Raw genomic sequence first — 15189 nt, 5'->3', positions numbered from 1 at the left:
GAGCGCCAATGGCCCTGGCGCAAGATGCCGACCTGCAAACCCTGCGCCCCGTCACCGTGCGGGCCGCCACGGCCCAGGGCTTTGCGCCCCAAACGGTGGAGGCGGGTAGCTTTCGTGGCTCGGACATCATGGACGTGCCGTCTACCGTCAATGTGGTCACCCGCGAGGTGCTGGAGCTGCAAGGTGCAGCGGGCCTGTATGACGCGCTGCGCAACACGGCGGGCGTGACGCGCCAGCAAAACGGCGGAGAAACCTGGGACCAGCTGGTGATCCGGGGCATCAGCGTGGAAAACCGCAGCAACTACCGGCTCAACGGCTCCATGCCGGTGCTGAACTTTTCACAAATCCCGATGGAAAACAAGGAGCGCGTGGAAGTGCTCAAGGGCGCTTCGGCGCTGTACTACGGCTTTACCTCGCCCGCTGGCATCGTGAATCTGGTCACCAAGCGCGCCGGTGTCCAGCCGGTGACTTCGCTGGGCCTGGTGGTCGACCAATACGGCACCGCCTTGTCCACCGTGGACGTGGGCCGCCGCCTGGGCGATGAGCAGCAGTTTGGCCTGCGCGTGAACGCGGCGAGCGGGGCACTGGGCTCGTATTTGAACGGCGTGGACAGCGGCAATCGCGGCTTCGCCTCGGCCGCCTTTGACTGGCGTGTGACCAGCCGCCTCACGCTGAAGGCCGACCTGGAGTTCGACCACCGCAAAACCACCGAGCAAGTCGGCGTGGCCCTGCGCACGGCAGTCAACGGGGCCATTACCCTCCCCAACCCGGTGGATGCCAAGAAGCTGGTCGGCCCCGATATGGCGAAGTTTGAAACCAGCACCCGCAACGCCCAGGTGCGTGCCGACTACGCCCTCAGCGACAACTGGGCGCTGACGGTAGAGGCGGGCCAGTCGCAGGTGGAGCGCGACCGCAAACTGGCCATCTTCAGCTTTGCCAACGATGCCGCCGTGGCCACGGGCGCGGGCAGCATACGCGGCAACATCCAGACCTTGCAGGCCCAGACCGACATGCTGCGCGCCGAGCTGTTCGGCAGCTTTGCCACCTTGGGCGTGCAGCACGGCCTGACGCTGGGCGCTACCCGCACCCGCTACGGCCAAGACCCGATCTACCAGCAAACCTATACCGTCGCATCGCAAAACCTGTACAACCCGCTGCCCATCACCAGCGTGGTCTATGGCACCGTGCCCACCACGGCCACCACCGCCGCGCTGGATACGCAAGACACGGGCCTGTACGCGCTGGACCAAATCCAGCTCTCCCCCCAGTGGCAGCTCATGCTGGGCCTGCGCCATAGCCGCTACCAAAGCGACCAGGGCACGGCCCATTACGACGACAGCAAGAGCACGCCGATGGCCGCGCTGGTCTACAAGATCACCCCCGACCTGTCGGCCTACACCTCCTTTGCCGACGGACTGGAGCAGGGCGACACCGCGCCCACCGGCACGGCCAACGTGGGTGAGCGCCTGGCCCCCGGCGTGAGCAAGCAAAAAGAGCTGGGCATGCGCTGGCGCACACCGGGCGGCACGCTGCTGTCCACCGCGCTGTTCAACATCAACCGCCCCGGCTACTACACCAACACCAGCAACGTCTACACCGCCGACGGCGAGCAAAGCTACACCGGCATCGAGCTGGCCACCCAGGGCCAGTTAACAAAGCAACTGGCCTGGCAAACCTCGGCCCAGTGGCTGGATGCCGAGTTCCGTAACATCAACGCCAACTACAACGGCAAGCGTCCGGAAAACACCGCCAAGCAGACCGGCAGCGCCTTCCTGTCGTACGCCCTGGCCAGCGTGCCCGGCCTGTCGGTCAACGGCGGGGCCTACTACACCGGCCGCCGCCCGGTGAACGACCTGAACCAGGCCTGGCTGGGCGGCGTGACCCTGTACAGCCTGGGCGCCCGCTACGCCACCCGCCTGTGGGACTACCAGACCAGTCTGCAACTGAACGTGGACAACGTGGCCGACAAACAGTATTGGGCCGCTGGCGGCACGCGGCTGGCGGCGGGCGCACCGCGCACGGCCAAGCTGACCTGGAAGTTGGATTTATAAAAAAAGTGGCTCTAGCGCAGGTACTACCTGCGCTGGTAGCTATGTATTTAGGAGTGTGTAGCGGCTTGCAAGCCGCTACCGTTTGTGCATCAAGATGTCGTGCCATCTGCCGATAACCCAAACATGCAAATCACATCCTCCACCGCGATCCGCACCCAAGGCTCCCAGGCAGGCCAGCAGATTGCGGGCTTGCTCAAGCAAATGCGCCAGCTCACGGAGCAGTTGAAAAGCGCGGCAACCGGGGATGGGGACCCCAAGGCCAAAGCCGAGCGGATCAAACTGCTACAGGCCCAAATCCAGATGGTGCAGGCGCAGATTGCCGCCATCCAGCGCCAGCAGCAGCAAGAGCAGCTGAACCAGCAAAAAACCGCCCAAGTGGCACAGGCCACCGAGCGCCCACCCGCCCGCACTCCGGGCTTGGGCGAGAGCGTCGATACCTACGCTTAATCTGTGCGCACCCGCCCCACGGGAATCACCAGCGGCGTGCCCGACACCGGGTCTTCAATGATGCGGCAGGGCAGGTCAAACACCTGCTCCACCAGGGCTGCGGTGATGATGTCCTTGGGCGCGCCCTGCGCCACCAGTTGGCCCTGGCGCAGCATGACCAGGTGGTCGGCGAAGCGGCAGGCATGGTTCAGGTCGTGCAGCACGGCCACCAGGGTGCGGCCTTCGCGCCGGTTCAGGTCGCGAAACAGCTCCAGCAGATCGATCTGGTGCGCCAGGTCCAGGTAGGTGGTGGGCTCGTCCAGTAGCAACAACTGCGTGTCTTGCGCCAGCACCATCGCCACCCACACGCGCTGGCGCTGGCCGCCCGAGAGTTCATCGACCAGCCGGTCCGCCAGGTCCTCAATCGCGGTGGCGCGCAGGGCCTGGGCGACGATGCGGTCGTCGGCCGCCGTCCAGCCACCAAACAGGCTTTGGTGCGGATGCCGCCCGCGTGCCACCAGCTCGGCCACGCGGATGCCCTCGGGCGCAATAGCGGTTTGCGGCAGCAGGCCCAGGCGGCGGGCCACTTCGCGGGTGGGGTAGCTGCCGATCAGCGCACCATCCAAATACACCTGCCCTGCCTGCGGGGTGCGCAGCCGCGCCAGGGCCTTGAGCAGGGTGGATTTACCGCAGGCGTTGGGGCCCACGATGACGGTGAACGCACCATCGGGAATGTCCACGCTTAAATGCTCGGCCACGCGGGTGTCGCCGTAGGCCAGGGTCAGGTCTTCGCCCCGGAGGCGTGAAGCGCCGACTACGTGGGACGGGCGGGGGGTGGGTGTTTGCATAGATTTAGAGGTCATGGCTCTTCCACTCACGGGCTAAAAGGTAAGTCAAATAAGCTCCGCCGAGCGCACTGGTGACCAGGCCCACGGGGATTTGGAACGGGGCCAGCAGCAGCCGCGCCAGCAGGTCGGCGCTGGCGCACAGCACGGCGCCCACCAGGGCTGCGCTCCACAGGCCGATGCCCGGGGCGCGGCACAGGCGGCGGGCCAGTTGCGGCGCAGCCAGCGCGATGAAGCCAATCGGCCCGGCGCAGGCAATGGCCAGCGCGGTCAGGGCCACGGCCACCAGGGTCAGGTAGGTGTGGCTGCGGCCCACGTGCAGGCCCAGGCTGGTGGCCAACTCATTCCCCATCTCCAGCAGGCGCAGGCGCGGGCTGAGCAGCCAGGCCAGCGGCAGCAGCACGGCGCAGCCCAGGCCCAGGCGCTGGGCTTGCAGCCAGCCGCTGCCTTGTAGGCTGCCGTGCAGCCACATCTTGGCGGCCAGGGCCTGGTCCAGCTCGGCGCGGGTGAGCAAAAAGTCGTTCACCGAGGCCAGCATGGCCGCCACCGCCAGGCCAATCAGCACCAAGCGCTGGCCCTGCATGCCGCGTTGCAGGCTGAACAAATACACCAGCGCCACCGTGGCCAGCCCGCCCACCAGCGCGCCCAGCGGTACGTTGAGTGCCCGGTCGCCCAGCCACAGAATCACCACCAGCGCACCCGTGGCTGAGCCGGTGGTCAGGCCGATGATGTCCGGGCTGGCCAGCGGGTTGCGCGACAGGCTTTGGAAGATGGCCCCGGCCGTGGCCAGCGCCGCGCCCGCACCCAGCGCCACCAGGGCACGCGGCAGGCGCAGCTCTAGCAGCACCATGCGGGCCATGCCATCGTCGCCCCCCCACAACGTGCTGAAAAACCGGCCCCAGGCCAGGTCGTAACTGCCCAGGCGCAGGCCCAGCAGGCTGACGGCCACAGCGGCCAGCAGCAAACCCACCAGCACCGTGCGGGTGCGGCGGTGCGCCAGTTCGGCCCAGATGCCGCTGCTGATGTTCAGGTTCATACCGCACTCCCTGTGCGGCTGCGCTGCACCAGGGCCAGCAGCACCGGCGCACCGATGAAGGCGGTGACGATGCCGACCTCGATCTCGCTGGGCACGGCAATCAGCCGCCCCAGAATGTCGCTGCCCAGCACCAGCACCGGCCCGGCCAGCAGGCCGTAGGGCAGTATCCAGCGCCAGTGTGGCCCCACCAGCAGGCGCACCGCGTGCGGAATCACCAGGCCCACAAAGGCAATCGGCCCGGCCGCCGCCGTGGCCGCACCACACAGCAGGGCGATGGCAATGAAGCTCCAGATGCGCACCGGCTTGAGCCGCAGGCCCAGCGCCTGGCCAAATTCGTCGCCCAGGGCCATCGCGTCCAGCGCCCGGGCCTGCCACAGCGCAATGGTGCAGCCCGCCAGCACCAGCGGCAGCATGGGCCACAGCACGTCGGCGTTGCGCCCGTCCAGCGCACCCACCACCCAGAAGCGGTAGGCATCAAAGGTGGTGCTGTCAAACAGTGTGACGATGCCGGTGCACGATGCCAGGCTGGCGCTGATGGCCGTGCCCGCCAGCAGCAGGCGCACCCGCTGGGCGCTCGGTGCGGCCCCGCTGCTGAGCACATACACGCCCACCGCCGCCAGCAGCGCGCCCAGCAGCGCAAAGCCCAGCGTGCCCACATAGCTGCCCACGCCCAGCACCGACATGGCCAGCACCACCGCCAGCGCGGCCCCGGCGTTGATGCCCAGCAGGCCGGGGTCGGCCAGCGGGTTGCGCGTCAGCGCCTGCATCAGGCCGCCCGCCACGCCCAGCGCCGCACCCACGGCCAGGCCCAGCGCGGTACGCGGCATGCGCATCTGCCAGACGATGGCGGATTCGACGCTGCCGTCGGGCTGCCACAGCAATTGCCACAGCCGGGCCAGCGGAATCGGCCGCGCCCCCAGCGAAATACTGGCCAGCACCAGGCCCAGCAGGGCGGCCAGCAGCAAGATCAGCCCCAGGCCCCGGGCGGCGCGGCGGGCCGGGGTGGCGGCGGGAAAGACGGTCATGGTTTTGGTAGTGGGGTAGGGGTGGTCTGTGCCAGTGCATCCAGCACCGTGCGGGCGGCCAGGGGGCCGGCGTTCAGATAAAACGGGTCCAGCCCCACGCGTACGCTGTGGCCCTGGGCGGCTCCGCGCAGGCGGGTCCACAGGGGCGAGCCGGTCAGGCTGCCCAGGGATTTGTCGCGGGCGGCGTAGAAGATCCAGTCGGCATCGGCCTGGTCCAGCAGCTCGCCGCTGATGTCTTGCGAATTGCCCGCAAAGCGCTGGCTGGCCGGGCGTTGCAGGCCCGCATCTTCGGCAATGCTGCCGGTGAACGAGCGTACGCCCATCACCCGGTTGCGTGCCGCGTTGGCCTGCACAAACGACACGCTGGGGGCAGCACCGGCGCGCCAGTGCCCGGCTAGCGCATTGGCATCGGCGTGGTAGTGCTGGAGCCAGGCGCGGGCTTGGTCACTGCGGCCCAGGGCATCGGCCAGCAGCAGAAAGTCGATCTTCCAATTCACCCCGTTGCCGCGTGTGACTACCGTGGGGGCGATGCGCTGGTAGAGCGCGTGCATCTGCGGGGTCAGCATGGCTTTGTTGACCAAAATCAGGTCGGGGCGCAAGGCGGCCAGCACCTCCAGGTCGGGGGCGCTGCGCACACCTAGGTCGGCGGTGCGGCGCATCTCGGCCTGGCGCAGCGCAAAGCCCAGGGCCAGGTAGTCGGCATACAGGCGGCCCTGGTCGTCGCGGGTGGTGCCCACCGGCACCAGGCCCAGCGTCAGCAGGCCGTCGTTTTGCCCGGTGGACAGCACCGCCACGCGCACCGGTGGCTGGGCCAACCGCGTGCTGCCCTGGTAGTGCGCCACGTTGCGCGGAAACACGCCATCGGCCACGCCACTGCCCAGGTCGGCGGCCAGCTTGCGCGGGGCAGCGTGGGTGGGGGGGTGGGTGGCCTTATCGGCTTTGGCGGATGTATCGGCAGCCAGTGCCGGAAAGGCCAGCCCGCACAGCAGCAGGGCCAGGGTGCTGCGGCGGCAGCTTGAAAAAGCCATAGTCAAAATTTCAAACGCAAATGGTAATAAGAATTGATTGTAATTAGCCCGTGTAAAGCAATAGTGTCTGCCCCCCCGCAGGCAAAATGCCCCCCATGACGAACAAGAAAACCCTGCTGCTGGTCGATGGCTCCAGCTACCTGTACCGCGCCTTTTTTGCCGGTGGCGAAACCATGAGCACCACCTTGCCCGATGGCACGGTGCAAAAAACCGGTGCCATCCGCATCATCATCAACATGATGAACAGTCTGCGCAAAGAGGTGCGGGCCGACTACGCGGTGTGCGTGTTCGATGCCAAGGGTCCGACCTTCCGCGACGAGTGGTATCCCGCCTACAAAGCCACCCGCAGCCCGATGCCCGATGACTTGCGCACGCAGATCGAGCCGGTGCACGAGGTGATCCGCCTGCTGGGCTGGCCGGTGGTGGCTGTGCCGGGGGTGGAGGCCGATGACGTGATTGGCACGCTGGCCGTGCTGGCGGGCAACCAGGGCATCGAGGTGGTGGTGTCCAGCGGCGACAAGGATTTGAGCCAGCTGGTCAACGAGCACGTCACCATCATCGACACCATGAACGGCAAGCGCCGCGACGTGGCCGGGGTGACCGAAGAATTCGGCGTGCCGCCCCGCCTGATGGTGGACTACCAAACCCTGGTGGGCGACACCGTGGACAACGTGCCCGGCGTGCCCAAGGTCGGCCCCAAGACTGCCGCCAAGTGGCTGATGGAATACGGCAGCCTGGACGCGCTGATGGCCCGCGCCACCGAGATCAAGGGCGTGGCGGGCGAGAACCTGCGCAACGCCGCCGACTGGCTGCCGCAGGGCCGCCGCCTCGTCACCATCAAGACCGACTGCGAGCTGGCGGGCTACATCGACGGCCTGCCTGCTATGGATTCGATAGCTTTCACCGCACAGGATACGGGCGCTTTAAAGACTTTTTATGAAAAGTTTGGCTTCAAGGGCATGGCCCGCACGCTGGACGCTGCGGCTGCCGCAGAACCCACGCCCAAGGCTGAAAAGCCTGAAAAAACCGCCAAGCCGTCAGAACCCGGCTTGTTCGATGAACCCGTTGTAGATGCCGCCCCCACCCGCACGCCGGGGTTCGAGACCATCCTGACCTGGGATGCCTTCGATCGGTGGCTGGCCAAGCTGCAAGCCGCCGAGCTGGTGGCGCTGGACACCGAAACCAATTCGCTGGACGAAATGCTGGCCGAGATCGTCGGTATCAGCGTCAGCGTGACACCCGGCGAGGCCGCCTACATCCCGGTGGCGCACAACTACCCCGACGCGCCCGCCCAGCTGCCGCGCATGGAGGTGCTGGCCAAACTCAAGCCCTGGCTGGAAGATGCCAGCCGCCCCAAACTGGGCCAGCACATCAAGTACGACCGCCATGTGTTCGCCAACCACGGCATCGAAGTGCAGGGCTACGCGCATGACACCATGCTGCAAAGCTATGTGCTGGAAGTGCATAAACCGCACGGCCTGGGCAGCCTGGCCGAGCGCCACCTGGGCCGCAGCGGCATCAGCTTTGAAGACCTGTGCGGCAAGGGCGTGCACCAGCTCACCATCAACCAGGTGGATGTGGAAAAAACCTCTGAATACGCCTGCGAAGATGCCGACATGACGCTGGCCGTGCACCGCGTGCTCTGGCCGCAGCTGCAAGTGGTTCCCGCCCTGGCCTTTATCTACCAGCTGGAAATCGACAGCAGCGAGGCGCTGTACCGCATCGAGCGCAACGGCGTGCTGATCGACGCGCCCACGCTGGCGGGCCAAAGCCACGTTTTGGGCCAGCGCATCTTGCAGCTGGAAACCGAGGCGTATGAACTGGCGGGCCAGCCCTTCAACCTGGCCAGCCCCAAGCAGCTGGGCGAAATTTTCTTCGACAAACTGGGCATGCCGGTGGTCAAGAAAACCGCCACCGGCGCACGCAGCACCGACGAAGAAGTGCTGGAAAAACTGGCCGAGGACTACCCCCTGCCCGCCAAGCTGCTGGAGCACCGGTCCTTGAGCAAGCTCAAAGGCACCTACACCGACAAACTGGCCCTGCTGATCCTGCCGCGCAGTGGCCGCGTGCACACCCACTACGCCCAGGCCGTGGCCGTGACCGGGCGGCTCAGCAGCAACGACCCCAATCTGCAAAACATCCCCGTGCGCACCCCCGAGGGCCGCCGTGTGCGCGAAGCCTTTGTGGCCGCGCCTGGCAAAGTGATTGCCAGCGCCGACTACTCGCAAATCGAGCTGCGCATCATGGCCCACATCAGCGGCGATGCCGCCTTGCTACGCGCCTTTACCGACGGACTGGACGTGCACCGCGCCACCGCCGCCGAGGTGTTTGGTGTCACGGTAGAGCAAGTCACCAGCGAGCAGCGCCGCTACGCCAAGGTGATCAATTTCGGCCTGATCTACGGCATGAGCGCCTATGGCCTGGCCAAGAACCTGGGCATCGACAACACCGCCGCCAAAAACTACATCGCCCGCTACTTCGACCGCTACCCCGGTGTCAAAACCTACATGGAAAGCACCCGCGAACTGGCCAAGCAGCAGGGCTACGTAGAAACCGTGTTTGGCCGCCGCCTGCAACTGGCCAACATCCAGACCGCCAAGGGCGCGCTGCTGGCCGGCCTGGAGCGCGCCGCCATCAATGCCCCCATGCAGGGCACGGCCGCCGACCTGATCAAGCTCAGCATGGTGGCGGTGCAAAAAGCGCTAGATGCCGAAAAGCGCGGCACCAAGATGGTCATGCAGGTGCACGATGAACTGGTGTTTGAAGTGCCCGAGTCCGAGGTGGACTGGGTGCGCGTCGAAATCCCCCGCCTGATGGCCGGTGTGGCCGACCTGAAAGTGCCGCTGCTAGCCGAGGTGGGCGTGGGGCCCAACTGGGACAAGGCCCATTGATCCGCAGGGTGCTATGGTTTAAATAGCTGCTAGCGCAGGTGATATATGCGCTAGCAGCCTAAAAGGCATAAACCCGCGAAATAACCACCCCTTCCAGAAACAGCGCGGAACTGGCTCTGCCAGGCCGCTGCTGTTGCCCCCTGCAAGGGGGGTGGCGGAAAGCGCTTGCGCTGTAGCCTGGGGGTGCTATTTAAATTTAAAAAACGCCACGTCGTCGGCCAGCCCCTGGGCCTGGTCGGCCAGGCTGCCGGCGGCGGAGGCGGTTTCTTCTACCAAGGCGGCGTTTTGCTGGGTGCCCTGGTCCAGCTCGTTGATGGCGGCGCCAATTTCTGCGACGCCGAGGCTTTGCTCGCGGGTGGCGTGGGCGATCTCACCCATCAGCGCATCGATCTTGCCCGCGTTGGCCACGATTTCTTGGATGGTGGCGCCGGCTTCGGCCACCACTTTGTTGCCCGCTTCGACCTGCTGGATGCTGGCGGAGATCAGGGTTTTGATTTCTTTGGCTGCCGCCGCCGAGCGCCCGGCGAGCGAGCGCACCTCGGAGGCCACCACGGCAAAGCCCCGGCCCTGCTCGCCTGCCCGGGCGGCTTCCACGGCGGCGTTCAACGCCAGGATGTTGGTCTGGAAGGCTATGCCGTCGATCACGCCGATGATCTCGCCGATCTGGTTAGAGGAGGTGCGGATGCCCTCCATAGTGTTCACGACTTGCGCAATCACCTGCCCGCCCCGGGTGGCCGAGGCGGCGTTTTCACGCACGATGGCGGTGGCACCTTGCACGGTGTCCGAGGTGTGCTTCACGGTGGAGGCGATTTGTTCCATGCTGGCGGCCGTTTTCTCCAGGCTGGCGGCATTGGTTTCGGTGCGCTGCGACAGGTCTTGCGAGGCCGAGGCGATTTCTTCGCTGGCGGTTTGCACGCTGCCGGCGCTGTCGCGCACGCCCATGGCGATTTTGCGCAGGCTGGTTTGCATGTCGCCCATAGTCACCATCAGTTGCGCGGCTTCGTCCGTGCCCCAGGGCTTGGGGGCGGTGGTCAGGTTGCCCTGGGTGATTTCGGTCAGGTGTCCGGCCACTTCGCGCAGGCCGCCCATCATTACTTTGTAGAAGGCCAGCATCAGGTAGAGCGCCGCCAGCACAAAAAAGACGGCGATGCCCAGAGTGGTGTGGAAAGCACGCTCCAGCCGGTCTACCCGGGCTTGCAATTGCGATTCCAGGCGCGCCAGGAGCTGCCCGTTCATGGTTTTTTGTTTTTCGCCCACGGCCCGGCCCAGGACCAGCATGGCGGCGGCATCGCCGCTGGGGACGTCGATCAGCACCTGCTTTTCTACTGCGGCCAGAAAGGCCTCACGGGCAACATCGACGCCTTGCATGTCGATGGTTTTGGCGACTTCGGGGAAGCTGACGATGCCTTGCTGGTAGGAGTTTTCAATCGCCCCGTCCATGTATTGCAGCAGCACCACCGAGTCGCTGGTCAGGCGGCGGTGGGTGGCCGAAGGGGGCTCTTGCGAGGCCAACGTCAAGGCGCTCAGGTGGCGAATGCGCGACAGAAATTCGGTGTACTGCGGACCCACCAGTACCGAGATATTCATCAGATGGTAGGTGTCCAGCTCGGGGTCGAGCGAGAGCTGGGAGCCGTCGGCAATATTGCCCAGCAGGGTGATGGCGGCATCCAACACCACGGTGTGGGCGGCAAATGTGGCATCGGCATCGTCGGCCTTGGGTTTTTGCAGCAGGCTGTCATAGGCCTTGCGCAAGGCGGCAAAGCCTGTGTTGGTGCGGAAGGTGGTGCCGGATTCTTTTTCTGCCTGTTCTACGGCGCTGAAAGCGGTTTTGACTTTGTCTTGTGCTTCGGCCATGCCCTGGCCGTCGGTGGCCGCCCGGCGGAAGTCCTGCACGGCCTCCATCAGGCCGAGTACCGGCTTTACATAGGTCAGGCCTTGTTGTTCGCTGCGGGCAAATTCGATTTGGGCCTGGGAGTCGCTGCGGATCACCGTCAGCATGTACAGCAGCGGCACCATGAACATCACGCTCACCCAGGCGGCCTTGGCCGGAAAACTGATGCTGCGGAACAGTTTGACACCGGGCGCTAGCCAGCCGTGGTACTGAAAAAACGAGCCAAATACGATACCGCCGTTGTCTTGATCACCACGCATGCCATGCTTCCGTTAAGTTACAAATAAACACCCACAGCTCACGATACTAATGGATACATGTTAGGTTTTTTTGAAAAATCGCCCGCATGGCCGATGGCGGTGCCGTAATAACCCGGCGTGCCGTAATGGTGTTGCTAATTTTTAACGCTTTGCGCATGTCGGATGTGTGCGTTTAGCTATTGATACGGTAGCTAAATCAAGGCGCTGCAGTGGTGGGAAATGCCGCGCGGTGGCGGTAGTTGCTAGATTTTTCGGGTTGGCGTGAGCCTGAACGCGCTGGTCGCCTACAACTGGCTCACTTCAAACTGCTGCCGACCAGCATTTTTAGCGCGGTACAGCGCGGTGTCGGCGGCATCCACCAGGGTGTCGGCCTTGCGGTCGGCATCGGGGATGGTGTAGGCAATGCCAATGCTCAGGGTCACATGGTCGGCGGTGAGCGAGCTGGCGTGGGGAATATGCTCTTGCGCCAGGGCGTCCATGCAGTGCTGGGCGACCATGCGGGCGTGCTCCCGGTCGGTGCCGGGGAGCAGCAGCACAAATTCCTCGCCGCCGTAGCGGGCCACCAGCTCGCCCGCGCGGCGCACGCAGGTGGCCAGCAGTTGGGCCACACGGCGCAGGCAGGTGTCGCCCGCCAGGTGACCGTAGTGGTCGTTGTAGAGTTTGAAGTGGTCAATGTCGATCAGCAGCAAGGCCAGCGGCTCTTGCTGGCGCGCACCGCGCAGCCATTCGGTGGCCAGCACGGCATCGAAATGCCGCCGGTTGGCGATGCCGGTCAGTGCATCGGTGGCCGACAGCTGGGCCAGTTGCTGGTTGGCTTTTTCCAGTGCCTGGCGTTGCTGCACCAGCTCGGTGATGTCCAGCCGCACGGTGATCAGATAGCCCGAGGGGGTACGGGTTTCGTAGGCATGCGCCCAGACTCCGTTGGGGTAGGCGCGTACTTCGGGGGTGCTGCGTTGGCCACGGTCGGCCAGGTGGGCCGCCAGCCAGGCTTCTTCGTGCTCCATCGCCTCGAACGGAAAGCCCTGGCGCAGGCCGATGCGCAGCAGCGCCTCGTGGGTCAGGCCGCGCCCTTCCTCTAGTGAGAACCAGGGCCGCATCTCGCCCATTTTGCGGTTGAAGTAGACCAGCCGGTCTTCCTCGTCGTACAGCTCCATTCCGATGGGCATGGCCTCCAGCGCCTCGGATAGTTGCGACTGGGCCCGCTGGGCCTGTTGCCGCGCTTGCTCCAGGGCGCGCTCTTTGCGCACGGTTTCGGTGATGTCGTTGCGCAGCGTGGCGGTGCTGCCATCGGGCAATTTGTACTGGTGGACGCGGGTCCAGCGGTCGTGCGGTAGCTCTTGGGTGGTGACGGCAGAACCAGCGCGGAATTCAAGCAGCCGCTGTTGCACCCAGGCTTCGTTGCGCAGTTCTGCGGGCACTTCTTCTTGTGCAATGGCCTGGCGCAGCAGGTCTTCAAAGCGGGCCCCCGGCACCATCGCGTGCGATGTTTGGGGGTACATCTTGCGGCAGCGTGCATTGACCATGACCAGCCGGTCCTGCGCATCGAACAAGGCAAAGGTGGCATGGTCGGGGAGCACGTCCAGGGCCTTTTCCAGCCGCTGCAAGGCCAGCCTGGCAGCGGCGTGTGCCGGGCTGGCATCCGCTGTGGCATGGCCGTGTGCGGCGCTGCGCAAGCTGCCCACCCAGGCCACGCAAAGCGCCACCAGTGCCACTTGCACGACCACTACAGGCCAGCCCCACGGCAGCCATGCCAGCGCTGCTTGTGCCGCGAGCAAAGCCGTGGCTGTGAGCAGCCTAGGCCACGCGTGGGCACGAAAAAGCAAAGAAAGTGGCATGGCGAGGGCTGGTGTGGTGTTGTGCGCTGGCGGGGCGTAACCGCAATCCGTACCGACGGACCGATGTCCAAAGCATAGCAGCCGACGGCAATGTGCCAGGCCCCAGTCGGGCTACAGCAGCCCTGCCGTTTCTTTGGCGCGCATCTTCGCGGCGATGTATTCGCCGTGCGTGACATGCAGCAGCCCGGCCATCTGGTTGATGACGCTGTTTTCCACCGCGCCCAGCTGCCCGTCGGCATAGGCCACCTGCCACATGTCTTGCACGATCTGGATTTTCTGGGCTTGCGTGCAGAGCCCGTTCAGGCGGGTGGTGAAGCGCTGGTAGTCGTAGGCACTGGCCGCTGATTGCTCGGCTTGCAGCATGAGTTGTGTCAATGCCGCGCCGTTGAGTTGCAGGCGCTGTTGCAGCATGAGCACCACGGCCTGGCGCTCTACGGCGGTCTTGGCCGGGTTGGCCCGCATCACCTCGACCAGTAGCACGGCGGTGGCCAGGTTCAGCGCGCTTTGCTGCTCGGCGGGGGCGGGTTCGGTAGCCGTAGCGACCAGTTTTTCAAAAATATCTTTCAGGGCGCGCAGCATGGGCAGGAAGAGTGGCTAGGGGGCAGGACAGACCCTGGCGCCGGGGATTTGGTTCCCCTCGCCCAGGTTCTTAGCGGCCCCATGCTCCCAATGCTTCTAACGCGTCTTCGCGCCAGAACGTGGCCGCCGCAAAGTAGCCCTCCCACACGCAGCCATTGCAGCCGCGCCCGCAGCAGGTAGTGGGCTCGGGCGGCGGTGGGCGCAGCGGGGTGGCGTGGGCCTGTGCCTGCTGTTGCAGAAGGTGAAACATGGCTGCTGCCGCTGTGCGGTCGGTGGGGTAAGGTGTTGCGCGGAAGTCGGTATCGGCCATGCACGTATTCCGTGGGGGCCTATGCAGCGGAGGGGGTAAAAGTGCGCACCTGGTTTCTGCCGGCCTGCTTTGCTTGGTACAGCGCGGTGTCGGCGCGGTGCAGCAATTGTTCAAAAGAGCCGCCCGGGGGCGTGAGGGTGGCAATGCCGATGCTGACGGTGAATGTGGTGGTGTCCTTGGCATCGTTGGTCTGTACCTGTTGCAGGGCAATGGCCTGGCGCAGCGATTCGGCCACCAGGCTGGCCCCGGTATTGTCGGTTTCCGGGAGCAAGACAACAAACTCCTCGCCCCCTAGCCGGGCGACGGTATCCAGGCCGATCCGTATGCGCAGGCGGCAAGTGTCGGCTACGGCGCAGATCACCCGGTCGCCCGCCAGATGTCCCCAGGTGTCGTTCACCTTTTTGAAGTGGTCAATGTCCACCATCAGTACCGACAACGGGTGTTGAAAGCGCTCGGCCCGCTTGCATTCCTTGGCCCCCAGTTCCAGCAGCGTGCGGCGATTGGCCAAGCCGGTGAGGGCATCGTTGGCCGCCAGTACCTCCAGTGCGGTGTTCAGCTCTTGCAGCAAGGCGTTTTGTTGGGCCAGCTCGCGGTTGGCCTGGTCGATTTCTTCTTCTTTGCGCTTGCGGTCGTCGATGTTGAAGGTCACGCCGATGAAGCGCTGGCCCGGTATGTCGCTGGCCGCGTCCATGATGCGGCCGTAGTTGGCAAACCAGACCCAGTTGCCGTTTTTGGCTAGCAGCCGGAACTCGCAGCGGTACTCTTGTGTGCTGCCCGACATATGTGCGCTTATCGCAGACTGGAGCAGGGCCAAGTCGTCGGGGTGGACGAACTCGAACATATGCTCCAAGTGGTGCTGCACTTCTTCGTTGTTGTAGCCCAGTTCGTAGAAGGTTTTCTGGGCCTTGCGGGTCACTTCGCCGGTGTGTAGGTTGTTCTCCCACAGATCGAGTCCTGCGGCTTCCAATGCCAGTTCCAGGCGCTCTTTGTTGAGGTCGTCAGAGCGCATGTT

The 15189-nt window shown here is 65.1% G+C and carries 12 protein-coding genes; 3 read left to right on the top strand and 9 right to left on the bottom strand.

The genetic code is table 11. The features are described 5' to 3' along the window. Nucleotides 1–8: 8 nt before the first annotated feature. A complete protein-coding gene (locus tag AC0969_RS05035; protein ID WP_479623129.1) occupies nucleotides 9–2051 on the top strand; it encodes a TonB-dependent siderophore receptor in 2043 nt (680 codons plus the stop codon). Between the two features lie 123 nt (nucleotides 2052–2174). Then, a complete protein-coding gene (locus AC0969_RS05030) occupies nucleotides 2175–2498 on the top strand; it encodes a FlxA-like family protein (RefSeq protein WP_479623039.1) in 324 nt (107 codons plus the stop codon). Here AC0969_RS05030 and AC0969_RS05025 read toward each other — a convergent pair. Genes AC0969_RS05025 through AC0969_RS05010 form a run of 4 tightly spaced genes read right to left on the bottom strand, consistent with a single transcriptional unit; the run spans nucleotide 2495 to nucleotide 6411 of the window. Next, nucleotides 2495–3340 carry an ABC transporter ATP-binding protein gene (locus AC0969_RS05025; RefSeq protein ID WP_479623038.1) on the bottom strand — a complete coding sequence of 282 codons (846 nt, stop codon included), beginning with the start codon at nucleotides 3338–3340 and terminating at the stop codon, nucleotides 2495–2497. The two genes, AC0969_RS05030 and AC0969_RS05025, sit on opposite strands and share 4 nt — an antisense overlap. Then, a complete protein-coding gene (locus AC0969_RS05020) occupies nucleotides 3330–4358 on the bottom strand; it encodes a FecCD family ABC transporter permease (RefSeq protein WP_479623037.1) in 1029 nt (342 codons plus the stop codon). Before AC0969_RS05020 ends, AC0969_RS05025 begins: the two co-directional genes overlap by 11 nt. After that, nucleotides 4355–5383 carry a FecCD family ABC transporter permease gene (locus AC0969_RS05015; protein ID WP_479623036.1) on the bottom strand — a complete coding sequence of 343 codons (1029 nt, stop codon included), beginning with the start codon at nucleotides 5381–5383 and terminating at the stop codon, nucleotides 4355–4357. Before AC0969_RS05015 ends, AC0969_RS05020 begins: the two co-directional genes overlap by 4 nt. Then, the gene (locus tag AC0969_RS05010) at nucleotides 5380–6411 is read right to left on the bottom strand and encodes an iron-siderophore ABC transporter substrate-binding protein (protein WP_479623035.1); all 1032 of its coding nucleotides are present in this window, start codon (nucleotides 6409–6411) and stop codon (nucleotides 5380–5382) included. Before AC0969_RS05010 ends, AC0969_RS05015 begins: the two co-directional genes overlap by 4 nt. Nucleotides 6412–6506: 95 nt before the next feature. Here AC0969_RS05010 and polA point away from each other — a divergent pair, with 95 nt between their 5' ends. Further along, nucleotides 6507–9302, top strand: a complete 2796-nt coding sequence (gene polA / locus AC0969_RS05005) for a DNA polymerase I (protein ID WP_479623034.1) — start codon at nucleotides 6507–6509, stop codon at nucleotides 9300–9302. A 186-nt stretch (nucleotides 9303–9488) separates the two neighbouring features. Here the strand turns inward: polA and AC0969_RS05000 are convergent, their stop codons facing one another. The 5 genes from AC0969_RS05000 to AC0969_RS04980 form a co-directional block, all read right to left on the bottom strand. Then, on the bottom strand, nucleotides 9489–11453 hold the full coding sequence (locus AC0969_RS05000; protein WP_479623033.1) for a methyl-accepting chemotaxis protein: 1965 nt from the start codon (nucleotides 11451–11453) through the stop codon (nucleotides 9489–9491). Nucleotides 11454–11737: 284 nt separating this feature from the next. Continuing rightward, nucleotides 11738–13288, bottom strand: a complete 1551-nt coding sequence (locus tag AC0969_RS04995) for a GGDEF domain-containing protein (RefSeq protein ID WP_479623032.1) — start codon at nucleotides 13286–13288, stop codon at nucleotides 11738–11740. 111 nt (nucleotides 13289–13399) lie between these two features. After that, nucleotides 13400–13867 (bottom strand): tellurite resistance TerB family protein, encoded by a 468-nt coding sequence (locus AC0969_RS04990; protein WP_479623031.1) that lies wholly within the window; start codon nucleotides 13865–13867, stop codon nucleotides 13400–13402. Nucleotides 13868–13937: 70 nt separating this feature from the next. Beyond that, complete coding sequence (locus AC0969_RS04985) at nucleotides 13938–14177, bottom strand: oxidoreductase-like domain-containing protein (RefSeq protein ID WP_479623030.1); 240 nt, start codon at nucleotides 14175–14177, stop codon at nucleotides 13938–13940. Nucleotides 14178–14196: 19 nt separating this feature from the next. Beyond that, nucleotides 14197–15186: a sensor domain-containing diguanylate cyclase gene (locus tag AC0969_RS04980; RefSeq protein ID WP_479623029.1), complete on the bottom strand. Its 990-nt coding sequence runs from the start codon at nucleotides 15184–15186 to the stop codon at nucleotides 14197–14199. Nucleotides 15187–15189: the final 3 nt, after the last annotated feature.

The sequence above is a fragment of the Rhodoferax sp. LB1P47 genome (assembly GCF_056521445.1).
The sequence above is the reverse complement of the archived record's forward strand: the minus strand, read 5'-3'. Positions and strand labels throughout refer to the sequence as shown.